The 24452-nt window shown below is 64.4% G+C and carries 20 protein-coding genes and 1 pseudogene; 7 read left to right on the plus strand and 14 right to left on the minus strand.

Translation table 11 applies throughout. The features are described 5' to 3' along the window. Positions 1-4 precede the first annotated feature (4 nt). Together ACVWZ4_RS01430 and ACVWZ4_RS01435 are read right to left on the minus strand one after the other, a co-directional pair. Entirely contained in the window at positions 5-703 is a 699-nt protein-coding gene (locus ACVWZ4_RS01430) for a cysteine hydrolase family protein (RefSeq protein WP_456738011.1), read from the minus strand. 203 nt (positions 704-906) lie between these two features. After that, positions 907-1863, minus strand: coding sequence for a hypothetical protein (locus tag ACVWZ4_RS01435; protein ID WP_456739697.1), 957 nt, complete (start codon positions 1861-1863; stop codon positions 907-909). A 164-nt stretch (positions 1864-2027) separates the two neighbouring features. On the opposite strand from ACVWZ4_RS01435, the gene ACVWZ4_RS01440 reads away from it, so the two are divergent. Beyond that, a complete protein-coding gene (locus tag ACVWZ4_RS01440) occupies positions 2028-5504 on the plus strand; it encodes an indolepyruvate ferredoxin oxidoreductase family protein (protein WP_456739698.1) in 3477 nt (1158 codons plus the stop codon). Positions 5505-5507: 3 nt separating this feature from the next. On the opposite strand, the pseudogene ACVWZ4_RS01445 reads toward ACVWZ4_RS01440, so the two are convergent. The 4 genes and pseudogenes from ACVWZ4_RS01445 to ACVWZ4_RS01460 form a co-directional block, all read right to left on the minus strand. Further along, a pseudogene (locus tag ACVWZ4_RS01445) lies at positions 5508-7264 on the minus strand (FAD-dependent oxidoreductase). A gap of 59 nt (positions 7265-7323) precedes the next feature. After that, a complete protein-coding gene (locus tag ACVWZ4_RS01450) occupies positions 7324-8343 on the minus strand; it encodes a S1C family serine protease (protein ID WP_456739699.1) in 1020 nt (339 codons plus the stop codon). A gap of 91 nt (positions 8344-8434) precedes the next feature. Beyond that, positions 8435-8884 (minus strand): hypothetical protein, encoded by a 450-nt coding sequence (locus ACVWZ4_RS01455; protein ID WP_456702359.1) that lies wholly within the window; start codon positions 8882-8884, stop codon positions 8435-8437. Positions 8885-8891: 7 nt separating this feature from the next. Continuing rightward, a complete protein-coding gene (locus ACVWZ4_RS01460; RefSeq protein ID WP_456739700.1) occupies positions 8892-10490 on the minus strand; it encodes a GMC family oxidoreductase in 1599 nt (532 codons plus the stop codon). A gap of 200 nt (positions 10491-10690) precedes the next feature. Between ACVWZ4_RS01460 and ACVWZ4_RS01465 the strand changes: the two genes are divergently transcribed. Next, positions 10691-11479, plus strand: a complete 789-nt coding sequence (locus ACVWZ4_RS01465; protein ID WP_456702357.1) for a thermonuclease family protein — start codon at positions 10691-10693, stop codon at positions 11477-11479. A 255-nt stretch (positions 11480-11734) separates the two neighbouring features. On the opposite strand, the gene ACVWZ4_RS01470 is transcribed toward ACVWZ4_RS01465, so the two are convergent. The 6 genes from ACVWZ4_RS01470 to ACVWZ4_RS01495 form a co-directional block, all read right to left on the minus strand. Continuing rightward, positions 11735-12346, minus strand: coding sequence for a DedA family protein (locus ACVWZ4_RS01470; RefSeq protein ID WP_456738008.1), 612 nt, complete (start codon positions 12344-12346; stop codon positions 11735-11737). Further along, entirely contained in the window at positions 12343-12933 is a 591-nt protein-coding gene (locus tag ACVWZ4_RS01475) for a class I SAM-dependent methyltransferase (RefSeq protein WP_456705208.1), read from the minus strand. The genes ACVWZ4_RS01470 and ACVWZ4_RS01475 overlap by 4 nt, the downstream gene beginning before the upstream one ends. 204 nt (positions 12934-13137) lie before the next feature. Further along, positions 13138-13527 carry a cytochrome o ubiquinol oxidase subunit IV gene (cyoD, locus tag ACVWZ4_RS01480; protein ID WP_456739701.1) on the minus strand — a complete coding sequence of 130 codons (390 nt, stop codon included), beginning with the start codon at positions 13525-13527 and terminating at the stop codon, positions 13138-13140. Further along, a complete protein-coding gene (locus ACVWZ4_RS01485; protein WP_456789952.1) occupies positions 13524-14165 on the minus strand; it encodes a cytochrome (ubi)quinol oxidase subunit III in 642 nt (213 codons plus the stop codon). Before ACVWZ4_RS01485 ends, cyoD begins: the two co-directional genes overlap by 4 nt. Beyond that, complete coding sequence (gene cyoB / locus ACVWZ4_RS01490; RefSeq protein WP_456702353.1) at positions 14165-16168, minus strand: cytochrome o ubiquinol oxidase subunit I; 2004 nt, start codon at positions 16166-16168, stop codon at positions 14165-14167. The genes ACVWZ4_RS01485 and cyoB overlap by 1 nt, the downstream gene beginning before the upstream one ends. Continuing rightward, entirely contained in the window at positions 16158-16991 is an 834-nt protein-coding gene (locus tag ACVWZ4_RS01495; RefSeq protein WP_456702352.1) for a cytochrome ubiquinol oxidase subunit II, read from the minus strand. Before ACVWZ4_RS01495 ends, cyoB begins: the two co-directional genes overlap by 11 nt. 252 nt (positions 16992-17243) lie before the next feature. Here ACVWZ4_RS01495 and ACVWZ4_RS01500 point away from each other — a divergent pair, with 252 nt between their 5' ends. Beyond that, positions 17244-18044: an SDR family NAD(P)-dependent oxidoreductase gene (locus ACVWZ4_RS01500; RefSeq protein ID WP_456702351.1), complete on the plus strand. Its 801-nt coding sequence runs from the start codon at positions 17244-17246 to the stop codon at positions 18042-18044. A gap of 24 nt (positions 18045-18068) precedes the next feature. On the opposite strand, the gene ACVWZ4_RS01505 is transcribed toward ACVWZ4_RS01500, so the two are convergent. Then, positions 18069-19370 carry a PQQ-dependent sugar dehydrogenase gene (locus ACVWZ4_RS01505; protein ID WP_456742173.1) on the minus strand — a complete coding sequence of 434 codons (1302 nt, stop codon included), beginning with the start codon at positions 19368-19370 and terminating at the stop codon, positions 18069-18071. Positions 19371-19575: 205 nt separating this feature from the next. Here ACVWZ4_RS01505 and ACVWZ4_RS01510 point away from each other — a divergent pair, with 205 nt between their 5' ends. The 4 genes from ACVWZ4_RS01510 (at position 19576) to ACVWZ4_RS01525 (ending at position 23283) form a co-directional block, all read left to right on the plus strand. Further along, positions 19576-20769 (plus strand): urate hydroxylase PuuD, encoded by a 1194-nt coding sequence (locus ACVWZ4_RS01510; RefSeq protein ID WP_456739702.1) that lies wholly within the window; start codon positions 19576-19578, stop codon positions 20767-20769. Positions 20770-20914: 145 nt separating this feature from the next. Then, complete coding sequence (locus tag ACVWZ4_RS01515) at positions 20915-21769, plus strand: VOC family protein (RefSeq protein ID WP_456739703.1); 855 nt, start codon at positions 20915-20917, stop codon at positions 21767-21769. An 81-nt stretch (positions 21770-21850) separates the two neighbouring features. Next, a complete protein-coding gene (locus ACVWZ4_RS01520; RefSeq protein WP_456702348.1) occupies positions 21851-22126 on the plus strand; it encodes a hypothetical protein in 276 nt (91 codons plus the stop codon). A 200-nt stretch (positions 22127-22326) separates the two neighbouring features. After that, entirely contained in the window at positions 22327-23283 is a 957-nt protein-coding gene (locus ACVWZ4_RS01525) for a lytic transglycosylase domain-containing protein (protein WP_456738006.1), read from the plus strand. Positions 23284-23328: 45 nt separating this feature from the next. Here ACVWZ4_RS01525 and ACVWZ4_RS01530 read toward each other — a convergent pair whose 3' ends face one another. Further along, positions 23329-24435 (minus strand): DUF1236 domain-containing protein, encoded by a 1107-nt coding sequence (locus tag ACVWZ4_RS01530; RefSeq protein WP_456702346.1) that lies wholly within the window; start codon positions 24433-24435, stop codon positions 23329-23331. Positions 24436-24452 lie beyond the last annotated feature (17 nt).

Here is a 24452-nt window from a genome sequence, read left to right on the forward strand (position 1 = left end):
ACCCCTATGTGGTCGAAGTCTTCATCGCCTCCAGAACTGCGGCCGAGTCTGCGACCCAGCCGAAGATGCCGCCCTGGGCCTTGATCATCTTCAGGCCCATCTCGTGGAATTCGGGGAAGTAGGACGCGCAGCCGTCCGAAATGACGACGCAGCGATAGCCGCGATCATTGGCCTCGCGCACAGTGGTGTTGACGCATACCTCTGTGGTGACACCGCACACCAGCAAGTTCTCGATGCCGTATTTCTCGAGCACGTCTGTCAGCTCGGTGGCGTAGAACGCGCCCTTGCCGGGCTTGTCGATCACGACCTCACTGTCGAGCGGATAAAGCTCGGGGATGATGTCGTGACCGGCTTCACCGCGAATGAGAATGCGGCCCATCGGACCGGGATCGCCGATGCGCAACGACGGCGCGCCGCGCTCGACCTTTGCAGGAGGCGCGTCGGAGAGGTCAGGCAAATGGCCCTCGCGCGTGTGGATCACCAGCATGCCGGTGTCGCGCGCGGCCTTCAGCACCGCACCGATCGGCTTTACCGCGCGCGCAAGCTGGCTGACGTCGTTGCCAAGCGTCTCGCCAAAGCCCCCGGGCTCCATGAAGTCGCGCTGCATGTCGATGATCACAAGCGCCGTCGACAACCAATCGAGCTTGATCGGCTCGGGCTCGGCGCTGATGACGCCCAGTGTCGGCTTGGTTGAGTTCAACATGACGAGGCCCCGCGAGAACTCTCTGTCTCAGGAGTTCTGCAAGCGCCGTGCCATTGTGTACAATCGCGGGAGCGTCAGGGAGACAAGGGAAATCGCTGCGCACTCAGAAGGTTACGCCAGAGATCGACGTCTGCTTATTCCCTGTGCGTCGGCTTTTGCGACGTGCATTTGCTCAAACGATGAGCGGCCGTGAGGCGCACTTCTTAGCGGCCAGTATCTCCATACAGCTGTCGATACTCCTCCTCATACCGCGCATAGGAGTCCTTCAGTGTCGCCATGTTGAGCAGCATCGTCGCGACCATTGTGCCTGCCTTGTCGAACACGCGTGTCTTGACCCACGCGCTCTCGGTGCGGCGGCTGCCGGACAGCGCGACCACCTCGCGCTCCACCTCGTACTCCTCGCCGACGAAAAGCGGTCCCCCCACGAGCCGGATCTCCTGGTCGGCGAACAAGCCGACGGCCGGCCCCTTCGCCGGCAACGGATCGTCCTTGGAGCGGTACTGGAACAGCACGCTCAGCATCTCCATCGGAATGATGGCCTGCCCCCACGGATTTTCGGCGCCCGAATAATAGGCCGAGCTCTCGGTGATGACAGCGAGCTTCTGCCGCAGCGAAAACGGATAGAGGTCGCCCATGTTCTGATCGAACGCCATCCGCACCGTCTGTCGCGTGCTGGTCTGCGCCACCTTGACGTCGCGCAGGATCACGGGATCGACGAGCGGCTTGAGTTCGGTCAGGCGCGCCTCGAGCGCTGTGGCAATGCCGGGATCGCCGACCGACGCCGTGCCCCGCAGCACCTCGGTGCCGTCGCGCTTCACCATCTGGATCTGGCACTGGCTCGTTCCGGACAAAGGCTTTGACAGGATCGCCTGCACCTCCTCGCCCTCATAGCAGACGCTGCGATAATGCGCGGAGAGACAGCCGCTCTCAAACCACGCCTGGCCCCAGAGACGCGCACCGAGCGGCGCAAACTGGCTGAAATGCGTCGGCCCTTCGATGGTGCCCCCCTTGAAGCCGAGCTTCTGCGCGGTGGCATCGTCGTGGATGGAGGCATGCGCATCGTAGACTTGCTCGTGCAGCATCTGGCGCGGCTGGCGCCACGGCCCGATCAGGGCCTCGGCGGTCTCCGTGATCTCAGTCTTGAACGCACTTGCAGTCATGGGCTCCTCCACGGGCAGCCATGACTAGCAGGCCCGCCACCGATGCGGCCAGCGATATTGACTTCGGTGCCCCATGCTTTTGAGTGCCAGCACCCGCTTCGCAAGTCGCCCCCTCTTTCCGCGGCGCAAAATTCCTCCCGGACACGACGACAAGGACGCCTGAAATGACGCTGTTGCAGGTCGAGCTGGACGACAAATACCGGCTCGAATCGAAACGGATCTTCCTGTCCGGCACCCAGGCCCTGGTCCGCTTGCCCATGTTGCAGCGCGAACGCGACCGGCTCCAGGGGCTCAACACCGGCGGCTTCATCTCGGGTTATCGCGGTTCCCCGCTCGGCATGTACGACCACGCGCTGTGGCGCGCCAAGTCGCACCTCGAGCAGCACGACATCGCTTTCGTCCCCGGCCTGAACGAGGACCTGGCTGCGACCGCCGTCTGGGGCAGCCAGCAGGTCGGGCTGTTTCCGGGCGCCAAGGTCGATGGCGTGTTCGGCATCTGGTACGGCAAGGGCCCCGGCGTGGACCGGTCCGTCGATGCGCTCAAGCATGCCAACGCAGCCGGAACCTCGCTCAATGGCGGCGTACTGGCGCTCGCCGGGGACGACCATGGCTGCCAGTCCTCGACGCTGGCGCATCAGAGCGAGCAGGTGTTCGCGGCGGCAATGATCCCCGTGATCAATCCGGCCACGCTGCAGGATTACCTCGATCTCGGCCTCTACGGCTTTGCGCTATCGCGCTTCTCCGGCTGCTGGGTCGGCTTCAAGGCGATCAGCGAGACCGTCGAGAGCTCCGCATCGATTGACAGCGACCCTGAACGTATCAAGATCGTGCTCCCGGACGATTTCGAGATGCCGCCGGGCGGCCTCAACATCCGCTGGCCCGATCCGCCGCTGGAGGCGGAGAAGCGCCTGTTCGGCCCGAAGATGGCGGCGGTGCAGGCCTTTGCCCGCGCCAACCAGCTCGACCGCATCGTGCTCGATTCCAAGCCGGCGCGGCTCGGCATTATCGCGACTGGCAAGGCCTATCTCGATCTGCGCCAGGCACTCGCTGAGTTAGGCATTACCGACAAGGATGCGCGGGATCTGGGCTTGCGCATCTACAAGGTCGCGCTGACCTGGCCGCTGGAGGAAAGCGGTGCCAAGCGTTTTGCCGAAGGGCTCCAGGACGTGCTCGTGGTCGAGGAGAAGCGCGGCTTCATCGAAGACCAGCTGATGCGCATCCTCTACAATATCGATGCCTCAAAGCGTCCGACGGTCACAGGCAAGCGCGACGAAAGTGGTGCGCCGCTGCTCCCGGGCGAAGGCGAACTGACGCCGACGATTGTCGCCGGTGCGCTGGTCGCGCGGCTGCGCAAGCTCGGGCATCACAGCCCGGTGCTGGAGCAGCGCCTCGCCCGGCTCGAAGCGTTCGACAATCCCGTCACCACCGGCACGCAGATCAAGCTCGCGCGTACGCCCTTCTTCTGCTCCGGCTGCCCGCACAATTCCTCGACCCGCGTGCCCGAGGGAAGTCGCGCCATGGCCGGCATCGGCTGCCACGCCATGGCCCTGAGCATGCCGACCCGCCGCACCGATCTGATCTCGCATATGGGCGCCGAGGGCGTGAACTGGATCGGCCAGTCGCCCTTCACCACCGAGAAGCATATCTTTCAAAACCTCGGCGACGGCACCTACACTCATTCCGGCCTGCTGGCGCTGCGCGCGGCATCGGCCGCCGGCATCAACATCACCTACAAGATTCTGTACAACGACGCGGTCGCGATGACCGGGGGCCAGCCGGCCGAGGGCGCCTTCAACGTTGCGCAGATCGCGCATCAGGTCTGGGCGGAGGGCGTCAAGCGGCTCGCGATCGTCTCGGACGACCCGACCAAATACCCTGAGGGCAACTACTTCCCGCAAGGCGCGACCATCCATCACCGCCGCGAGCTCGATGCCGTGCAGCGCGAGCTGCGCGATATCAAGGGCCTGACGGTCGTGATCTACGACCAGACCTGCGCCGCCGAAAAGCGCCGGCGCCGCAAGCGCGGGCTCTATCCCGATCCCGCCAAGCGCGCCTTCATCAACGAGCTCGTTTGCGAGGGCTGCGGCGATTGCTCGCAGGCGTCCAACTGCGTCTCTGTGCAACCGCTGGAGACTCAGTTCGGCCGCAAGCGGCAGATCGACCAGTCGAACTGCAACAAGGACTTTTCCTGCGTCGAAGGCTTTTGCCCGAGCTTTGTCACCGTGCATGGCGGCTCGCTCAAGCGCATGAAGAGTTCGGCGGTCGATTCCGGGCAGCTCTTCGCGGACCTGCCGCTGCCGCCGGCGCGTGAGCTTGACGAACCCTACAACATCCTGGTCACCGGTATCGGCGGCACCGGCGTCATCACCATCGGCGCCCTGCTCGGCATGGCCGCCCATGTCGACGGCCTCGGCTGTTCGGCGCTGGACTTCACTGGTCTGTCGCAGAAGAACGGCGCGGTGATGAGCCATGTCCGCATCGCGCGGAAGCCGGAGGATATTTCGGCGGTCCGCATCACCACCGGCGGCGCCGACGTCATCCTCGGCTGCGACATGATCGTCTCGGCCGGCCCGACGGCGCTGAGCCGCGCCGAGCGTGGCGTGACCAGGGCCTATGTCAACGCCGACCTCCAGCCGACGGCGAGCTTCGTGCAAAATCCAGACATCGATTTCGAGATGGGCGCGATGCAGGCCGTGCTGCGCGACGCCGTCGGCGACAAGAACCTCGACATCATCGACGCGACAGGCATTGCCGCGGCGCTGATGGGCGACAGCATCGCGACCAATCCATTCATGCTCGGCTTCGCCTTCCAGAAGGGCGCGATCCCGCTCTCGCTGGAGGCCCTGCTCCGCGCCATCGAGGTCAACGGCGCCGCGATCGAGATGAACAAGCTCGCCTTCACCTGGGGCCGCCTCGCCGCCCACGACATGTCGCGCGTGCGCAGCGTGCTCCAGTTCAAGAGCCGCGCCTCCGTTTCGACCCCGTCGCTCGACGACATCATCGCGACGCGCGCGGAATTTCTGACCGGCTATCAGGACAAGGCCTACGCGGACCGCTATCTCGCGGCCGTTGCCAAGGTCCGGAAGGCGGAGAGCGCCGCCTCGCCTGCGTCCACGGAGCTGACCGAGGCGGTGGCGAAGAACCTGTTCAAGCTGATGTCTTACAAGGATGAATACGAGGTCGCGCGGCTCTATACCGACGGCAGCTTCGCCAAAAAGGTGTCGGAGAAATTCGACGGCGATTTCACGTTGAAGTACCATCTCGCTCCGCCGATTTTTGCGAGGCGCGACAAGACGAATGGCCGGCTTCAGAAGCAGGAGTTCGGCGGCTGGATGATCCACGCCTTCCGCATTCTAGCAAAGCTGAAGTTCTTGCGCGGCGGGGCGTTCGACCCGTTCGGCCGCACCGAGGAGCGCCGCAGCGAGCGGAAATTGGTCGCGGATTACCTTGAGATGATCGATCGGCGGATCGTTGGGCTGAAGCCCGAGCAGATTCCGCTGCTGGCGCGGCTCGCCCGCGTGCCAGAGACGATCCGCGGCTTCGGCCACGTCAAGGAAGCCAACATCAAGCTGGCTGCGGCGGAGAAGGCGCGGCTGGAAGCAGAGCTGGAGAACAGCCGGTTTGCGGCGGCCGCGGAGTAATAGTTAGGGCTCGCCCGCCCTCCGCGCATCATTGCGAGAAGCCCTTGCCTTCGCGGCACTTGGCAGGGTCACCACCCCCTCGGCCAAATGCCGTCCCGCGATATACCCGAACGTCAACGCCGGCCCGAGCATGATCCCCGGCGCCGGACAGTTCAGTTCATGATCGAGCCCATGTCATTGCCGCAGGCGTAAAGCCCCGCAATCGGCGTGCCGTCCTGGCGCAGCACGCGCGCCTGCGCATCGACCTTCATGCCGATCGCCGTGCCGAGATCGGCGGGGTAAATTCGCAGCGCGAAGAAGGGTGCCTCAAGGATCGGCGCGACGCATGGATTGGGCTTGTGGCTGGTATCACCGAGATGCCGCTGATAGATGGTGCTGCCGCGACCGAACTCGGGATCGCGCCCCTCCTTCGCATCGGAATTGTAGCTCGCAATCGTCGCTGCGAGCACGGTCGGCTTGATGCCGGTCTTCGCCGCGAGCTGTGCGATGTCGGGCGCCTCGATCAACTCGCCGTTCGCCACATGGCGCCGGAAATTGCGCATGAACGGCTTGATGCGACCAAGGCCGTAGGTCCACAGGAACTGGCGATCGCAGACCAGATAGAACGGACGGTCCGGTTCGTCACTGCCATCGCGTAGCATCGCGAGCACGAACTCATGGTAGGACAGCGCCTCGTTGACGAAGCGGCGGCCGGCAGCGTTGACAGCGATCACGCCGGGCTTGGCGCGATCGGTGACCGTGTGCGGAAACACGCCGCGGCTACCGTCGGCGCGACGGAACAGCGAGACGGGCACCCAGTAGGCCGGGCTCGTCGCGTCGACGTTGAGCGCAGCGCCCACTGCCGTCGCGAGGCGAAGACCATCCCCCCTGGCTGACGTGTTCGTTGCCGAGACAAATCCAGCAGCAGGCGGGAAGCAGCGCTTGCGCAGGGTTGCATCGTGCGAGAAGCCGCCAGTTGCGACCACCACGCCGCGGCGCGCCGCAATCCACCGGTCACGTGAGCCATGGCGGATCACCACACCGCTGACGCCATCGCCCTGCACCGACAGATCCTCGACGTCGGCGCTGAAGGGGATCTCGACCCGCCGCGTCAGCAGCGAGGCATAGAGCCGCGCCGCGAGCGCATTGCCGAGATGCAGCGTCGTTCCCCGCGGGCTGCGCAGCCGCTGCAGCGCGTATCCGGAAACGAGCCGCGCCGCGCGCAAGGTCGAGCGCAGCGATTTTCCGGCCCGGCGCAGATGCAGGATGTCACGTCGATCGACCATCATCCCGCCGAATATCGTCGACTCCGGCATCGGCGCGCGCAGTCGCGCGAAATGCGCGCCCAGCCGCGTGCCGTCGAAGACGACCGGCTCGAGCACACGCCCGGCCGACGTCGCGCCCAGCCGCTCCGGATAATGATCCGGACAGGCCTTTAACGGTTGAAGGCGCACTTCGGTGTTGGCCTCGAGCCAGGCGACCGCCTCCGGCCCGCGGGCGAGGAAGGCAGCGCGCAAGCCGGCATTGGCCGGCTCCGGCACCGTGCTCGACAGATAGCGAACGGCATCCGTAATGCTGTCAGACAGCCCTGCCTCTTTCATCTTTGGATTGGCGGGAATCCACACCATGCCGTCGGACCACGCCGTGGTGCCGCCGACAAAGGCGGTCTTCTCGATCATGAGCACGCGCAGACCTTCGGTGGCGGCGACCGCCGCAGCCGTCATGCCACCGGCGCCAGCGCCGATGACAATGACGTCGTAGGTCTCATGCGCCGGCATCATGCGGCGGGTTTCCGAGGACAAGGCATGGCACCGTCATACCTCGCCCGAGGGCACCCACGCTAGCGGGCCGGCTTGCGCTCGATCGGATCGATATCGATCGCCCGGAGGCGGCCGAGCCGCAGCACGTCCATGGCGAGGCTGCGGCCGATGCGGTCGCGGTCGAGCACGCGGATCAGATCGTCGACGCCGTTGATGTCGACGCCATCGAGCTTGATCACGACGTCACCGGGCAGCAGACCCGCTTTCGCCGCAGGTCCATCCGGCTCGATCTGCATCAAGAGTGCGCCCATCTTGTTCTCGACGCCGGCCAGCACCGCGTGCCGCCTCGGGACCGGCGCGGTCTGTCCGGCGACGCCGATAAAGGCGCGGCGGACGTAGCCGTGGCGGATGATTTCCGACAGCACGAATTGCGCGGTGTTGCTGGCGACGGCGAAGCAGATGCCTTGCGCACCATTGATGATGGCCGTGTTGATGCCGATCACCTCGGCATTTGACGACACCAGCGGTCCGCCGGAATTGCCGGGATTGAGCGCGGCGTCGGTCTGGATCACGTCCTCGATGGTGCGGCCGCTGACCGAGCGGATCGAGCGCCCGAGCGCCGACACCACGCCGGCGGTGACGGTCGATTCAAAACCGAGCGGATTACCGATTGCGATCACGAGCTGGCCGCGCCGCAGCGTCTTGGAATTGCCAAGCGCGGCATAAGGCAGGTCGCGTACGCCGTTGGCGCGCAACAACGCGAGGTCCGTATCAGGATCGACGCCGAGCACCCGGGCGTCGCCCACGTTACCCTCGACGTCGCGCAGCCTGATCTCCTTGGAGGCGCCAACCACATGGCTGTTGGTGAGCACCAACCCGTCCGGCGAGATCACGATGCCGGAGCCGAGCCCGCCGCGCCCGCGGCCGTTCGGCGTCTTTGGCCCGGTCTCGACACGCACGACGGCGGGGCCGACGCGGTCGGTCACGTCGATCACGGCATTGGAATAGGCGTCCAGCAGGGTCCGGTCATCGACCGGAGCAGACGCTGTCGTTCGCGATGACGGCGCGTCATCGACGATATCTGAAGTGAAATCCAGCATGGTAGAAGCCCTTGAGGCTCACACAGATGGTGGCCTGTTCCCGCCTGCGCAAGGTGCCTGCCCTGGACGCCGGGCTGGACTGCCCAGATGGCTAGGGCGGTCGCCGCAGCGTGCCGCCCCTTGCCTTGACGGGATCGAGCAGCGACCAGTCGCCGTCCGGGAGCACATGGCCCCTCGGGAACGGTGCACGCAGCTCGAGGCCGAGCGAGCGCAGCACGCGGTCGTCGCGATAGTAGCATTGCAGAACGACGCGAACGAGCGTTGCCGCGGCCGCGCCGCCGTGGTTGCGAAACTCCTGCGCCACTGCATCGCGCCCCGCGCTATCGAGATCCGCGAGCGGCTGACCTGCGAGCCGCGCCAGATGGTCCAGCGCCGTCGCGACCAATTTGGTGTCGCGGCCGAGCGTCGCAAGGATATCGGCCTGGATCGCGGCGTCGTCGGCGCCGGGCACCTTGTACTCGTCGCTGGCGGGAACGATCATCCCGGCGACGGTGCGGAGGTCGTCGCGCTGCGCGCGCGTGAGCTGAAGACTTTCAGACATGACGGCCTCAGTCGAACAAATTGGCGAGACGCTGCTTCATCTGGTCGGCGATGTAGAGCGCGAGGGCCTGGATGGTGGACGTCGGGTTCACGCCGCCCGAGGTGACGAAGATGCTGCCGTCGACGATGAACAGGTTTTTGACGTCGTGCGTGCGGCCCCACTCGTTGACCACTGAGCGCTTGGGATCGGTGCCCATCCGCGCGGTACCGAGCAGATGCCAGCCACCCCAGGGGATCGGCGAGTTGACGCAGATGTCGGTTGCCCCCGCCGTCTCGAGGATCTCGCGTCCGCGGGCGAGCGCATGGTCCATCATCCTCCGGCTGTTCTCGCTGATGGTGTAGTTGATCTTCGGCGCAGGGATGCCGTGGCTGTCCTTCAGCACGGGATCGAGCGTGACCTGGTTGTGCTCCTCCGGCAGATCCTCGCAGATCGCGGAGAAGCCCAGCCGATGGCCGTTGAGCTTGCGGAAAACGCGGTGATGGTCCTCGCCCCACGGCAGAATACCCTTCTGCTCGCTGACGACAGCCTCGAACACCGGCCCAGCCCCGCGCACGAACTGGACGCCATAGCCGCGCACGAAGCCGCGCGACAGGTCCGTGTCGTACCACTCCTTGCTCCACAGGCAGGTCGGCGGTGCACGGTTGGAGTCGGTCGGCTCCTTCACGTAGCCGTAGATCTGCGCGTAGGGATGGAACATCAGATTCTTGCCGACGAGGCCCGACGAATTGGCAAGACCGTTCGGAAAGCGGTCGGACTTCGAGTTGAGCAGCAGCCGCGGCGTGCCGACGCCGTTGCAGGCGATGATCACGACATGCGCCGGCTGGAACTGCTCGACGCCGTCCTTGTCGTAATAGACCACGCCGGTGGCCATGCCGTTCTCGTCGGTGGTGATCTCGCGCACCCGGCAATGCGTGCGCAGCTCGACGCCGGCCCGGATCGCATGCGGCCAATACGTGATGTCGGTCGAGGACTTTGCGCCTTGCGCGCAGGCTGGTGTGCAATGACCGAGATTGATGCAGCGCGCGCGGCCCTCATAGTCCATCGTCGCCACCGTCGTGTCCGACGGCCACCAGTGCCAGCCGAGCTCGTTCATGGCCTTGGCGATGATGGCGCCGGACAGTCCCAGCGGCTGCTGCGGCATCGGCGGATGCGTCAGGGGCGATCGAGGATCGCCTGACAGGCCTGATGTGCCCATCATGCGGTCGTTCTCTTCGAAGAACGGCGTCAGCGTGTCATAGTCGATCGGCCAGTCGTCGGCGACGCCGTCGAGCGTCTTCACCTTGAAGTCAGAGGGATGCAGCCGCGGCCAGTGCGCGGTGTACATCACCGTCGAGCCGCCGACCGCGTTGTAATTGACGAGCTTGATCGGCGAATTGTCGTCGTTAACAGGATAGTCCTCGGGCCGGCCGCGGACGTTGGGGCTCGACGACCATTCGCCGTAGAACTTGGCCTCCCAGTCCCGGCCCGTGCTGGGGTATTCCGCCGGGTTCATCCAGCCGCCCTGCTCCAGGCAGAGGATGTGCATCTTGGTATCGGCCAGCGACCACGCCGCCGCAGCGCCCGAAGCGCCGGCGCCAATGATGAGGACGTCCACGGGGTCTTTCATCGAAACGCTTTCCTCCCGCCCTCGCCGTTTCCCGGGCGATTCGGCCATCACGGCTCACAAGCTGGCCAAACGATAGGTGCAGATCGGGCGGCGAGTAAAGGCTGGCGCGCGAATGTCGCACTTCGCACAGCGCAGACCATTGGTCTCGCGACGACCGGATGCTAGGAACAAGGGGGTAAGAGCAATCATAGCGAGAAATTATGTCCTCGAGGAATTCGTTTGCCACCGCCCGCGCGTTCGCCCTTGTCTCGTTTCTCGCTCTGTCCGGATTCCTGGAGACTTCCAGCCCCGCCGCCGCGCTGACTGCGGCTGCGACGGTTCGGGATGCCAATTCGATCCAGCTCGGCGATGTCACCTACCGGCTCGACGGCGTCGACGCGCCTGAGCTGGACCAGGTCTGCATCGACGACCACGCCGATCCCTGGACATGCGGCATCGAGGCCCGCGAGCAGCTCACCAAGCTGATCGGTGGCAAGCCCGTGCACTGCGACGATGTCGGGCCCGAGAAGAACTTTGGCAAACGCCATCGCGCGATCTGCACGGTGGAGGGTGACAAGGTCTCGTTGAACGAGCAGCTGCTCAAACTCGGCTTTGCCATCGCGCGCGAGCCGATCAAGGCCAACGTCAAGCCGGCGGCCGCTGAGGCGAAAGCCGCGTCAGCCGGCATCTGGAAAGGCTGCTTTATTGCACCGCAAGAATTCCGCACTGGCAAGAAGGACGGCCAGCTGCTCGGCAGCGCCTGCCGCTCCGATCGCGACAAGGAAATCCGCGCAGTCCTGTTTCCGGAGGACCTGACGGCCCCGCCGAGTTGCGCCATCAAGGGCAAGCTCGCAGTGCGGGCGCGGGTCACCGGCAATATCGGCATCTATCATTTGCGGGGTTGTCCGAGCTATGCCGCGACCACCAAGCCGGACCGCTGGTTCTGCTCGGAGGATGACGCGCAGGCCTCGGGCTTCCGCAAGGCCTACAATTGCCGTCGGCCAAAGTGAACATTTGGCTCACGCACTCTTGAGTGGTAGTCCGAGACCGTATTGATCCGGAATTGAACCCAAACGGGAGTTGCTGCACCTATATGTGTACGCAAGCGCTTTGCGCGAGCGTTTCCTTGGCGACGATCCGGGCTTCGGTCCGATTGTTTTGCTCAGGCGTTTCCTCCCTAGACTTGGGCCGCTTGTCAGAAACAAGCGGCCTTTCTTTATGGCCCGGCGCATCGCGATCGATCCCAGCCATTCGGCTCTAGCGGCTCAAGCCCGACCGCGGATGAAGCGGAATGCGAGAGCAAGCATGACCTCGACGACGACAATGCCGATGATGGCGGTGGAGGCCGCCGCCGACGGATCGATATGACTTTCGCGCAAACCATAGCCCAACATCAGAAAAGGCGCGTTCCAGGCAAGAGCCCCGACGAAGGTCGCCGTCGTGAAGCACGTCAGTGGAATGGCCACCACCCCGGCAGGGAAAGCCATGTAGACACGGACCAGGGGAATGACCTGGGAGCTCGCGGTGATCCGGAACTGGTTGCGGTGGTATGAGCCCGTCAGCTGGCGATATTTTTCAACCCGAAGGCTCAGATAGCGTCCGGCGCTTTGCACGAATGCCTCACCGCGCCGAGGGCCGAGCCACCGCCCCGCGGCGTACCAGATCAGCGAGCCGAGCGTAGAGCCGGCTGTCGTTGCCGCAAGGGCCCAGGGCAAACCGGCCAAATCCGGAACGACGAACATGCCGAGCACGATCAGCACGCCATAGGACGGTACGATCGGGACAAGCTTTTCCATGGCCGCACACAACGTCAAGCCAGTCAGCCCCCAACCGGCCAGATCGGAGACGAAGACCGGCAAATCGGACAGGCCGGTCATATTCGGCCCTCGCGCGATGGCAGCCGTTTGCGCCGGACGATCTTGTAGACCTGGGCGGGCGGAAAATTCCGCAGCACCCGGCCATGGAGACTCGCCTTGAGGCCGAGACGGTCGAGCAAGCGCCGCGGCACCGGGCAACGAACCCCATAGGTGAACTGGTAAAGTGCGCCGCCGTTGCGCAGCAGAGAAAACACGCCGATCAGGATGGCAGTGACCTTTCTGGCCGACATGTTCAGCAACGGCAGTCCGCTGATCGCGCAACCCAAAGGCGCGTTGCCGAGCAGGCGGCTGACGCCTAGCCGCGCTGCATCCATCCGGAGCACGCGGGCTTCGGGGAAGCGCAATCGGAGGACACGGGCAAAATCGGAGCCGGATTCGATCAGCGTCAAATCGGTCTGACGGACGCCGCGCGCGAGCAGGGCCTCGGTAAAGATTCCGGTGCCGGGCCCGAGTTCGAGGACTGGTCCATCCGACGGATCGACCTCCCTCGTGATGAGATCTGCAAGCACCGGCCCCGAGGGAGCGATGGCACCGACCATCAACGGATTGGACGCGAGCGCCTTGAAGAAAAGAAACGTATTGGACATGGAACTCCATCCGCGCACGCCGATCGATTCGGCAGCCTCAGCCAATGAGGGTTAAGGTGAGCGGATTGTGAGAACATTGCGCTTCTGCGCCACTTCGCCAGCCGGCGTCCCCAGCGCCCGGGTCTGAACTGTTGAGCCGGTCCGCGCTCTCGCCTCTTGTCGTGGTCGGGAGAGACGACATTCCGGATCGCCATGGCTTAAACTTCAGCGCGGCATCTGCATGATCTGGTCCATCGGCGGCATGTTCTGGTTGAGATGCGCCATGATCCAGACGGTCCCCCCGACCACCAGGAAGACGACCAGAAGGCCGAAGGCCAGCGCCAACACGTTGTTGGTGTTGTCGGGCCCCGTGGTGATGTGCAGGAAGAAGACGAGGTGCACGCCCATTTGCGCGATGGCCAGCACGATCAACGCGACGGGAATCGAAGGCTGCCAGACCAGATCGGTGCCGGCAATGAAGAACGAGGTCGCGGTGAGCAGCAGCGCCAGGCCGAGACCGACGACATAGCCGAGAATGCGCTCGCGGACACTGTGTTGCTCTTCATCGCCAGGCGCGATGTCGTGTTCGACGTGCATGTGCGCCTGATCGCTCATGCCCCACCTCCAAGCAGGTAGACGACGGAAAATACCCCGACCCAGATGATGTCGAGCGCATGCCAGAACAGCGCAAAGCACTTCATCCGGCGCAGGACGTCGGCGCGAAAGCCCTTTGCGAATACCTGGGCCATCATGGTGAGCAGCCAGAGCACGCCAGCGGACACGTGCAATCCGTGGCACCCGACCAGCGAGAAGAATGCAGTCAAGAAGGCGCTACGCGAGGGGCCATAGCCGCGGGCGACGAGATCGGCGAATTCCTTGAACTCGATGGCCAGGAAGATGAGGCCAAGCACGCAGGTGACAGCCATACCGAGATAGAACCAGAGCCGGTTGCGAACGTCGGCCGCGATGCTGGCCATGCCGCAGGTGAAGCTCGACAGTAGCAGGCAGACGGTCTCGATCGCGACGTTGCGCTGCTCGAAGATCTCCGAGCCCTTGGGGCCGCCGGCGGTCTGGTTGACCAGCACGGCATAGGCCGCAAAGAAGCAGGAGAACATCACGATGTCCGAGAGCAGGAACACCCAGAAACCGTAGGCGGTGACGATGCGCTTCGGCGCCGGCCCCGGATGCTCGGTGGCGCGGCCAATATGATGCGGGTCGGCGTGAGCGTGCCCGAGAGTCGCGGTCATCGTCATCAGAGCGTCCCCGCCAGGCTTACGAGGTTGCGACGCTCCTCGATGTTGACGCGATCAATTCGTTCGACCTCGGCTGCCGGTATGACGTATTCGTCGTGATCGCGCCACGCGAACACGACAAAGGTCGCGAACGCACCAACACCGCCAAGAACGACCATCCACCAGATGTGCCAGATCAACGCAAAGCCCATCACGGTGGCAAAGAATGCGCAGACAAAGCCGGTCGGCGAATTCTTGGGCATCTCGATGTCCTGGTATTCCGGCCCGGAATGATCCTCGAGCTGCTGCTCCTTGGCGTGGTGCTTCAACGCCCAATAGGCATCCTCGCCACGAACATCGGGATAGAAGGCGAAGTTAAAGACCGGCGGCGGGGACGACGTCGCCCATTCGAGTGAACGGCCATCCCAGGGATCCCCGGTGCGATCCCGCAACGCTTCCCGGTTCCGGATACTGACGACGATCTGAGTGACCTGCGCCAGCACGCCGATCGTCAGCAACAACATGCCGAACGCGGCCACCAGCATCCAGGGCCGCCACTCCGCCACGTCGTAATGCTGCATGCGCCGGGTCATGCCCAACATGCCGGCGATATAAAGCGGCATGAACGTGACCCAGAAGCCGATAAAGGTGAACCAGAATCCCACCTTGCCCCAGCGCTCGTCGAGCCGGAATCCAAACGCCTTCGGGAACCAGTATTCGAAGCCCGCGAAAGCGGCGAAGAGGACGCCGCCGATGATAACGTTGTGGAAATGAGCAACCAGAAACATGCTGTTGTGAAGCATGAAATCGGCTGGGGGTACCGCGACCAGAACACCCGTGAGTCCGCCGATGATGAAGGTCACCATGAAGCCGACAGACCACAGCATCGGCGTCGCGAAGCGGATTCGACCGCCATACATGGTGAACAGCCAATTGTAGATTTTCACGCCCGTGGGCACCGCGATGATCATGCTGGCGATGCCGAATATGGCGTTGACGTCAGGCCCAGCCCCCATCGTGAAGAAGTGATGCAGCCAGACCATGAAGGAGATAATGCAGATCGCCATGGTGGCGAGCACCATCGAGCGATAGCCGAACAGTGGCTTGCTGGAGAAGGTCGATACCACCTCCGAATAGACCCCGAACGCCGGCAGCACCAGGATATAGACCTCGGGATGCCCCCAGGCCCAGATCAGGTTCATGAACATCATGACGTTACCGCCAGCTTCGTTGGTGAAGAAGTGGAAGCCGAGATAGCGATCGAGCAGCAGCATCGCCAGCGTCGCGGTGAGGATCGGGAAGGCCGCAACGATCAGGAGGTTCGAAGCCAGCGTAGTCCAGCAGAACATCGGCATGCGCAGATAGTTCATGCCCTTGGTGCGCAGCTTCAGCACGGTGGTGACGAGATTGATGCCGGCGACCAGCGTGCCCACGCCGGAAATCTGCAGCGACCAGGCGTAATAGTCGACGCCGACGCCCGGCGAGTAGGACAGCTCCGAAAGCGGCGGAAAGGCGAGCCAGCCGGTCCGGGCAAACTCACCGATCACGAGCGACAGATTGACCAGCAGCGCACCGGTCGCAGTCAGCCAGAAGCCGACGGAATTCAATGTCGGGAACGCGACGTCGCGTACGCCGAGCTGGAGCGGCACCACCAGGTTCATCAGCCCGATCACGAACGGCATCGCCACGAAGAAGATCATGATGGTGCCGTGCGCCGAGAAGATCTGGTTGTAGTGCTCCGGCGGGAGATACCCCTGTGACTGGTAGGCGATCGCCTGCTGGATCCGCATCATGATGGCGTCGCTGCCGCCGCGCAGCAGCATCACCGAGGCCAACAGGATGTACATGACGCCGATGCGCTTGTGGTCGACGCTCGTGATCCATTCGTGCCAGAGATAGGGCAGATGCCCCTTCACCACGACCCAGGCCAACACGCCCAGGATCACAAGGAGCACCACGCCGCCCGCCGCAAGCGGAATGGGTTGATCGAATGGGATGGCCGACCAATCGAGCTTACCGAGCATCGTGGCCTCCGGTGTGGGGACGGCCGGCATCGGAGACGAGCTCCGGTCCCGGTCCTGGCGGAATGTGCTGGGTGGCGATCAGGTCGAACAGGCGCGGGTCTTCCAGGCGATAGGTCGGTCTGCCCTTCTCGATTCCCTGCTGCATCAGCTTCTTGTAGCTATCTTCGTTCAGCACGGCGTCGGTCCTGGCCGTGGTCGTGACCCAGTCTGGAAAGGCCAGCGGCGAGACGACGTTGACGTCGAACATCATGTCCGGAAAGCCGTCGCCGGAGAAATGCGCCGACAGGCCCTGCAGCTTGCCCTGATTGTCGGCGCGCAGGTTCAGCTTCGTCACCATGCCGTTCATGGTGTAGATCATGCTGCCGAGCTGCGGGATGAAGAACACGTTCATTACGCTCGACGACGTCAGCTGGATGTTCAGTTCGGCGCCGGCCGGCACCGTCAGCGAGTTGACCGTGGCGATGCGCTGGTCCGGATAGATGAAGAGCCATTTCCAGTCGAGCGAGACGGCCTGGATGCGCACGGGGCTGCCTGTGCCGGGAACGGGCGCTGCGGGATCGAGCTGGTGCGAGCCGATCCAGGCCACGCCACCGAGCAGGATTACGGTAAGCGCGGGGATCGCCCACACCACCATCTCGACGCGGCCGGAATAGACGAAATCAGGCCGGTAGCGCGCTTTCGTGTTCGACGCCCGAAACCAGAACGCAAAAGCCAGGATCGCGAAGATGGTCGGCACCACGATCGCGAGCATGATGAAGACGGAATCAACCAATATGGTGCTGTTGGCCGCAGCCACGGGGCCTTGTGGATCAAGCAGATTCATCGGCAAGCCACTGGTGGTTGGGGATCCCCGGGATGGAGCCTAGCGCAGGACAGGCTCCGGCAGCAAACGCGGTCGCGTGAAGTCGGTTCCTGCGCGGCAGCAAGTCGTTGGCCCGCATGTGCTTTCAACGCCGTGACACAGCCATGCATGGTCAGTCGGACGGCCTGCGCCTGCCGGCCATCCCGCCGCATGATCCGTCTTCCGCTGCGATCGGCCCGTGCTATCGTGATGAAAAAGCAGGGAGAAAACGTAATGCGTCTGAAAGACAAGGTTGCGATCGTCGTCGGTGCCGGCCAGAGTCCGGGCGAAGGCATGGGCAATGGCCGCGCCACCGCGCTCACCTTCGCGCGCGAGGGCGCCAAGGTGCTGTGTGTCGACCATCATCTGGAGTCGGCCCGGGAAACCGTCGATCTGATCGCTGCAAATCGAGGCACCGCCGCGGCCTTCAAGGCCGACGTGACGAGCTCGGCCGACATCAAGGCGATGGTCGCCGATGCCACATCGCGTTGGCGCCGCATCGACGTGCTGCACAACAATGTCGGCGTCAGCCTGTCGGGCGGTGATGCCGAGCTGCTTCAAATCACCGAGGAGGCGTTCGATCGCGTCGTCGCCATCAATCTGAAGAGCTGCATCTTCGCGGCGAAGGAAGTCATTCCGATCATGCGCGCGCAGAAGAGCGGGGCCATCATCAACATTTCCTCGATGGCTGCGATCACGACCTATCCTTACGTCGCCTACAAGGCGACGAAATCAGCGATGATCGCCTTCACTGAACAGCTCGCCTATCAGAACGCCGAATACGGCATCCGCGCCAACGTCATCCTGCCCGGACTGATGAACACGCCGATGGCTGTGGACACCCGCGCCCGCGAATGGTCCAAAACCCGCGCCGAAGTCGAAGCCGAGCGCGACAGCAAGGTGCCGCTGCGCAAGAAGATGGGCACCGCGTGGGACGTGGCGAATGCGGCGCTGTTCCTGGCGTCGGATGAGGCCAATTTCATCACCGGCGTGACGCTGCCCGTCGATGGCGGAGCGAGCGTCAGGCGGGGGTAACGCTCATCTATTCCCTCGCCCTCGCTAATGAGTCACGCGCCAGATCGTGCCGCTGGTATCTTCCGAGATCAGCAGGGCGCCATCCTTCGCGACCGCGATGCCGACCGGGCGTCCCCAGACCTGGATCTCGTTCACGACGAAGCCCGTCACAAAGTCCTCATACTCGCCGGTCGGCTTACCATCCTTCATCCTGATACGGATCACCTTGTAGCCGGTGCGCTTCGAGCGGTTCCAGGAGCCGTGCTCGGCGGCGAAGGCGTCGCCCTGATATTCCGATGGAAACTGCGTGCCCTGGTAGAAGGTCAAGCCGAGCGAGGCCGAATGCGGCTGCACCAGCACATCAGGTATGGTCACCTTGTCCTTGAGGTCCGGCCGCGCGCCTGAAAGGCGCGGGTCTTCGTTGTTGCCGATGTAGAACCAGGGCCAGCCGTAGAAGGCGCCCTCCTTCACGCTGGTGACATAGTCGGGCACGAGATCGTCGCCGAGACCATCGCGCTCGTTGGTCGAGCACCAGGGCAATCCCGTCTGCGGCTGGATCGCAAGGCCGACGCAGTTGCGGATGCCGGTGGCGTAAAGCTTGCGATCCTTGCCGTCGGGGTCGAACGATAGCACCGCCGCGCGCCCGGCCTCATATCCCCAGGACGCACCGAGCGCCTGCGTGCGCGACCAAGCCTCTAAGCCGCCTGGCGGGCTGCCCATGCCTTCGCCAACATTGCTGGCGGAGCCAACCGACACCAGCATGCGTTTGCTTTCAGGCGTGAACACGATGTCGCGGGTCGAATGGCCCGATCCCGGCGCAAGGTTCGCGACGACGAGGTCAGGCTTGGCCGACGCCTTCAAGTCACCGGTGCGATACGGAAAGCGAACGACATTGCTGGCATTGGCGACATAGATCCATTGCGGATTGTCCCCGTTCGGGAAGAAGGCGATGCCGAAAGGACGGGTGAGCCCGCTGGCAAAGACATCGTTGGTCGCAACCTCGCCGCCCTCCCCGAGACGCAGCACGCGAATGCGCCCGGGTCCGGTCTCGGCAACGAAGATATCGCCATTCGGCGCGACGCGCAGCACGCGTGCGTCGGAGAGGCCCTCAGCCAACAGCCCGATCTTGAATCCCTCCGGCACGAGCGGCGTCATACGTCCGCGTGCGGTCACGCGCCCCGGGTTTGAGACCGACCGCGAGGCGCCGGGTTTGGCCAGATCCTGCGGGCGGATCAGCCTGACCGTGCCGGGCTTGTCGGCCTGCCAGCTGCCATAGGCGTCCCTGCCCAGCAGAACGGGTTCGGCTTGCGCGCCGGCGCTGGCGACCAAGAGCCATGCCGGCACCATCATCTGCGAAACACGAGATATCACGTCGCCTTCCCCCCCGGACTTCCCTGCCAAATCCCACGTCAGCTCGTGCCCGCACGATGTGCATTGGGGATGGCCCATCGTACTGGAAAATGGCGCGGATCGGTGCAACACATTGTGAGGGCACGGTCGCCGGCTGCATCATCAAGCTGGCGCATCGACACCACGATTTGATGGGGTGATCATGTGGGGATCGATCGTATCCGAATGGGCGAGCCTGCTGCTGCGCTGGCTGCACGTGATCGCTGCGATCGCCTGGATCGGCAGCTCGTTCTATTTCATCGCGCTCGACCTCAGCCTCAAGCAAAAGAGCGACCTGCCTGATGGCGTACAGGGCGAGGCCTGGCAGGTCCACGGCGGCGGCTTCTACCGGATCATGAAATATCTGGTGGCACCAAGCCAGATGCCGGACGAACTGACCTGGTTCAAATGGGAGGCCTACACCACCTGGCTGTCCGGCTTCGCTCTGATGGTGGTGGTTTATTATCTCGACGCCGATCTGTTCCTGATCGACAAGTCGACCCTCGACCTCACGCCATTCCAGGCCGGTCTGTTCAGCTTTTCGAGCCTCGCGCTGGCCTGGCTGCTCTATGAGGCCGCGTGCCGCACCGGGTTGGCGCAGCGGGAGCTTCCCTTCGCCATCGGCGGCTATCTGTTCCTGGTAGCGCTGACCTACGCCTTCACCCATGTGCTGAGCGGGCGCGGCGCCTTTAACCAGATCGCGGCGATCATCGGCACCATCATGGTCGCCAATGTCTTTGCGCTGATCATCCCGAACCAGAAGAAGATCGCCGCCAGCCTGATCGCGGGACAGGCGCCTGATCCCAAACTCGGAAAAGCCAGCAAGGAGCGCTCGGTCCACAACAACTATCTGACCTTGCCGGTCGTCGTGCTGATGATCAGCAACCATTATCCCCTGCTCTACGCCACCCGCTTCAACTGGATCATCGTCGCGATCGTGCTGGCATTGGGTCCCGTGATCCGCCATTTCTTCAACGAGGGCCATGCCGGCCGCAAATCGCCATGGTGGGTGTGGGGCGTGGCAGCAGCGGGCGCGATCGCGATCCTCTTTCTGTCCGCGGCCGGGCCGCGCGAGGTCACGACAGGCGCGCTGTCGGGACAGCCGACGGCGTCCGACGTCGAGGAGATCGTGATGTCCCGTTGCAGCATGTGTCACGCGGCCGAACCGGTATGGGCGGGCATCGTGACCGCGCCGAAAGGCATCTTGCTCGACGCGCCCGAGCACATCCATCGCAACATCCGCCTGATCGGCCGTGTCGCCGCATGGTCCAACGCGATGCCGCCGGGGAACGTCACCGAGATGACCGGCGAGGAGCGCGCCGTCCTCGCCGCCTATATCGGCGAGCAGGATCGCTGACGCCACAACGCGTCACGCGGCGTTTCGCGGAATGAAATTCCCTGATCTCCCGCCGAATTGAAAATGACTTGATCGCCTATCCGGCGTAGACAGGGCCAGCGGTCGCTCAGGCCGTCCAACGTCATTTGCATTCGGGGAAATCACAGTGGCGCTCAAGAACGTCATCGGTATCGACCACGCGGTGGTCATGGTGCGGGACCTCGACAAGGCCGCCGAAAACTACAGGCAGCTCGGTTTCACCCTGTCGCCGCGCGGCACCCACAGTGCACATATGGGCACCGGCAACTACACCATCATGTTCGACCCTGACTACATGGAGCTGCTCGGCGTGCTGGTGCCAACCGAACACAACGCACCTGCACGCGCCTTTGTCGAGCGGCACGGCGAAGGCATCGAGCGCATCGCTTTCACCGCGATCGATAGCGCCGCCGGCGCCGAAGAGATCCGCGCGCGCGGCTTCCCCCCGATCGGTCCGACGGATTTCGAGCGGCCGGTAACGCTGCCCGATGGCACGGTCTCGGCCGCGAAATTCCGCACCTTCATGTGGCCGACCGCGGAGGCGCCCGGCGGCGTGCGCATCTTCGCCTGCCAGCACAAGACGCGCGAGACGGTGTGGATCCCCGAGCTGATGAGGCACGCCAATGCGGCGAAGCGGATCAGCGAGGTGCTGATCGCAACACCCGAGCCCGCGAAGGACGCAGCGCATCTGGCGCGGCTGATCGATCGGGAGCCGAAGGCAGAGGCCGACGGCGCGGTGACGGTGCCGTCGGGCAGCGAGCGCGCCGCCTTCGTCTATCTGACGCTGGACCAGCTCGGCAAACGCTATCCCGGCGTGCCGCTCGCAGGCCTGTCCGAACGCGGCGGCGCGGCGCTGGTGCTCGTCAGCGGCGATCTCGCCGCAACCGAGAAAGCGCTGGGTCCGGCGGGTGTCCGCAGCGGAGCCGCGATCGTCGTGCCCCCGGCCAGGGCCAACGGCACCCTGCTCGCCTTCATTACCTGATGATTTGAACCAATTCTTCAACGCGCGTTTACCCGGCGACCCTAGGATGGCCCTGAAGTCCACGCCGCCTGGGGCACGCGCATGTTCAAAGAGGGATCGCCGATCGCTTACGACGCGCCGGCGGAGCTGAAGAAGTGGCCGTCGCTGAAAGGCGAGCGGCAGAAGGATCGCGGTCCGCCCTATCTCGTCTACAACGGCACGCTTGCCGACTGCGTCCGCGAGCTCATGGGCAAGCCCATCAAAGGCATCTCGCTCTACGACATCATGACGACGCCGCAAGCAGCCTTCGACCAGACCGTGCTCTCGCCGGGCGACGCCGCAGAGATCGCGATGCGCAAGGATTTTCCCAAGGCGTAAGCGCCGTCGGCCTCCGGCGATCCCGAGCTTCCCTTCGGTTCCCGCAGAAGCGCGGGACCGACACCGCATGGCAGCGCCGGGAACACCGTACTAACACCGGCGGCCGCCCGCAATCGCAGCTTCGCCGCAATTACGGTTAAGAAGTCCTTGTCCCCGGCACTCCGCCGGTCGTTCCCCACAGTTCGAGGACTTTCACCGAGATGCGATTTCTCGTCGCGGCTTGCGCTGCGTTCCTGATTCTGATGTGCGACGTCAGCGCACCGCCATCCCCGCCAACCTCCTATTTCGACAATGCGACAGCAAAGTCCGATCGCGCGCCCTCGCTGGTTCCCCTCGTCGAACTGTTCCTCGCAAGCGTGCAGGCCATCGAGCTTGCCAATGCGCGCGCCTCGTACGAGGAGACGATCGAGCCGCCGCTCGCAACTGAAACCGCCGAGCAGGCGCCGGTGTCGCCTTCGGAGCAATTCTGCCGCGCGCTGAAGCAGGCGGCCGAGGAGAGCGGCATTCCCGTGCCGTTCTTTGCCCGCCTGCTCTGGCAAGAGAGCCGGTTCAAGTCCAACGAGGTCAGCCAGGCCGGCGCGCAAGGCGTCGCGCAATTCATGCCGGAGACCGCCGCCGAGGTCGGGCTCGACGATCCCTTCGATCCCATGAAGGCGCTGCCGGCGTCGGCAAAATTCCTGCGCAAGCTCCGCGACGATTTCGGCAATCTCGGCCTCGCCGCAGCCGCCTACAACGCGGGTCCCGGGCGCATCCAGAAATGGCTCGCCAAGGAGAGTGAGCTGCCGCGCGAGACGCGCGACTATGTCCGCATCATCACCGGCACCAAGGCCGAAGACTGGACCGAGCGCTCGCAGGCGCTGGCGATCCGGATCGACCTGCCGCGCGAAGCGCCGTGCGAGGGTGTCGGCAGTCTGTCCAAGACCAAGGACGTCGCTTGGGTCCCGGTGAACCTCACGCCGTCGACTGCGACCACCATCCGGAAGGCCGAACAGCTGGCGGCGCGGCTGTCGGCAAACCGCGCCCGCAAGCGCCTCGTTGCCCTGCTCCACAAGAACGGCACAGCCCACGGCAAGGCGCGCAGCATGATCGCCGCGCGCGCAAAGGGTGCGAAGGCCCACGCGATCCGCGTCGCGGCGCGCGAGCGCTCTTCGGGCTAATGGAGAGACCAGGAAGCCGCTCGATGGAGCGGCTTCCTGCGGCGGCTAATCGATTTCCTCGATCACGCGACGCTCGTGCGGCTCGATGACATAAGTCCTGGTGTCGCGATGGATGTAGCGGTACTCCCGCAGGTCCGGCGCATCCCGGTAGACGGTGCTCGGCAGTTCCTCGACTTCGACGCTCTCAGGAACGCGATCACCGACATGGATCTCGGTGCGCGCGGAGCTGCCGGTGGTCCGCGGTTCGCGCCGCTCCTCTATGCGGGCCTTGGCATGCTTGCGGATCACCTCGCGATCGCGATCGGAGAACTTGCTGGCGCTGCGCTCGCGAGTCGTCGTCGTCGCGGTGGACTGCCCCGAATATGGAAGCACCGTTACGATCTTGTAGGTCGAGGGATCGACCACGACGATCTCGTCCTTGACCAGCGCAAAGCTGTAGCCGCGATATTGCGGCGCGATCTCGACGACATCGGGCGGCAGCGTCGACAGCTGCACGTCGCGCGGCACCACCGTGCCGACGCTCAGCGAGAAATTCACGTTTGTCAGCGGCCGTACGTTCAGGTGCGAGATCGACGCACTGATCTTGGTCTCCTGCTGCCGATCGAGCTTGGCGTCGGGTCGGGCAGCCATTTGCGAATTGGTCCCTGTCCGCTCGCCCTGCGCCTGGTTGCCGGCCGGCGCCTGCTGCGCCTGATTGGCTCCGGTCGCGCTCGGCGCCTGCTGCGCCTGATTGCTGGTGGCGGGGGATTGACTGGAGCGATCCTGCGCCTGGTTCGTGCCGGTCGCCGGCGGATTGGCGCTCTGCTGGGTCGCGGGCGGATTGGTCGTGCTCGAGCTTGCCGTACCGTTCTGCGGCCGTGACTGATTGTCCGCACTGTTGGCAGCATTGGTGCTGGAACCGCCGGCTCCCGACGATGGTGCGGTGCTCTGCGTATTCTGCGCCGATGACCCCGACGTCGAGGATTGCTGCGGCTGCGACGGGGTCTGCTGCGACTGCGCCGCACCCGATGGCGCGGTGGTCGACGGCGTTGCCGATTTGTCCTGGGATGGCGAGGATTGCTGAGACGTCGTGTTCGCGCTCGGCGACGATTGCGCGAAGGCGGCGCTCGCCAGCACAAGTCCCAATGCGGTGGTTGCCAGCAGGCGGATCATGGTTCACTCCCTTTTGT

This window comes from Bradyrhizobium sp. USDA 4472 (assembly GCF_054058595.1).

Excerpts from the sequence above, each read along its gene's own strand:
- ACVWZ4_RS01430 (WP_456738011.1), bottom strand. The coding sequence starts at position 703 with ATGTTGAACTCAACCAAGCCGACACTGGGCGTCATCAGCGCCGAGCCC.
- ACVWZ4_RS01435 (WP_456739697.1), bottom strand. The coding sequence starts at position 1,863 with ATGACTGCAAGTGCGTTCAAGACTGAGATCACGGAGACCGCCGAGGCC.
- ACVWZ4_RS01440 (WP_456739698.1), top strand. The coding sequence starts at position 2,028 with ATGACGCTGTTGCAGGTCGAGCTGGACGACAAATACCGGCTCGAATCG.
- ACVWZ4_RS01450 (WP_456739699.1), bottom strand. The coding sequence starts at position 8,343 with ATGCTGGATTTCACTTCAGATATCGTCGATGACGCGCCGTCATCGCGA.
- ACVWZ4_RS01455 (WP_456702359.1), bottom strand. The coding sequence starts at position 8,884 with ATGTCTGAAAGTCTTCAGCTCACGCGCGCGCAGCGCGACGACCTCCGC.
- ACVWZ4_RS01460 (WP_456739700.1), bottom strand. The coding sequence starts at position 10,490 with ATGAAAGACCCCGTGGACGTCCTCATCATTGGCGCCGGCGCTTCGGGC.
- ACVWZ4_RS01465 (WP_456702357.1), top strand. The coding sequence starts at position 10,691 with ATGTCCTCGAGGAATTCGTTTGCCACCGCCCGCGCGTTCGCCCTTGTC.
- ACVWZ4_RS01470 (WP_456738008.1), bottom strand. The coding sequence starts at position 12,346 with ATGACCGGCCTGTCCGATTTGCCGGTCTTCGTCTCCGATCTGGCCGGT.
- ACVWZ4_RS01475 (WP_456705208.1), bottom strand. The coding sequence starts at position 12,933 with ATGTCCAATACGTTTCTTTTCTTCAAGGCGCTCGCGTCCAATCCGTTG.
- cyoD (WP_456739701.1), bottom strand. The coding sequence starts at position 13,527 with ATGAGCGATCAGGCGCACATGCACGTCGAACACGACATCGCGCCTGGC.
- ACVWZ4_RS01485 (WP_456789952.1), bottom strand. The coding sequence starts at position 14,165 with ATGACGATGACCGCGACTCTCGGGCACGCTCACGCCGACCCGCATCAT.
- cyoB (WP_456702353.1), bottom strand. The coding sequence starts at position 16,168 with ATGCTCGGTAAGCTCGATTGGTCGGCCATCCCATTCGATCAACCCATT.
- ACVWZ4_RS01495 (WP_456702352.1), bottom strand. The coding sequence starts at position 16,991 with ATGAATCTGCTTGATCCACAAGGCCCCGTGGCTGCGGCCAACAGCACC.
- ACVWZ4_RS01500 (WP_456702351.1), top strand. The coding sequence starts at position 17,244 with ATGCGTCTGAAAGACAAGGTTGCGATCGTCGTCGGTGCCGGCCAGAGT.
- ACVWZ4_RS01505 (WP_456742173.1), bottom strand. The coding sequence starts at position 19,370 with ATGGTGCCGGCATGGCTCTTGGTCGCCAGCGCCGGCGCGCAAGCCGAA.
- ACVWZ4_RS01510 (WP_456739702.1), top strand. The coding sequence starts at position 19,576 with ATGTGGGGATCGATCGTATCCGAATGGGCGAGCCTGCTGCTGCGCTGG.
- ACVWZ4_RS01520 (WP_456702348.1), top strand. The coding sequence starts at position 21,851 with ATGTTCAAAGAGGGATCGCCGATCGCTTACGACGCGCCGGCGGAGCTG.
- ACVWZ4_RS01525 (WP_456738006.1), top strand. The coding sequence starts at position 22,327 with ATGCGATTTCTCGTCGCGGCTTGCGCTGCGTTCCTGATTCTGATGTGC.
- ACVWZ4_RS01530 (WP_456702346.1), bottom strand. The coding sequence starts at position 24,435 with ATGATCCGCCTGCTGGCAACCACCGCATTGGGACTTGTGCTGGCGAGC.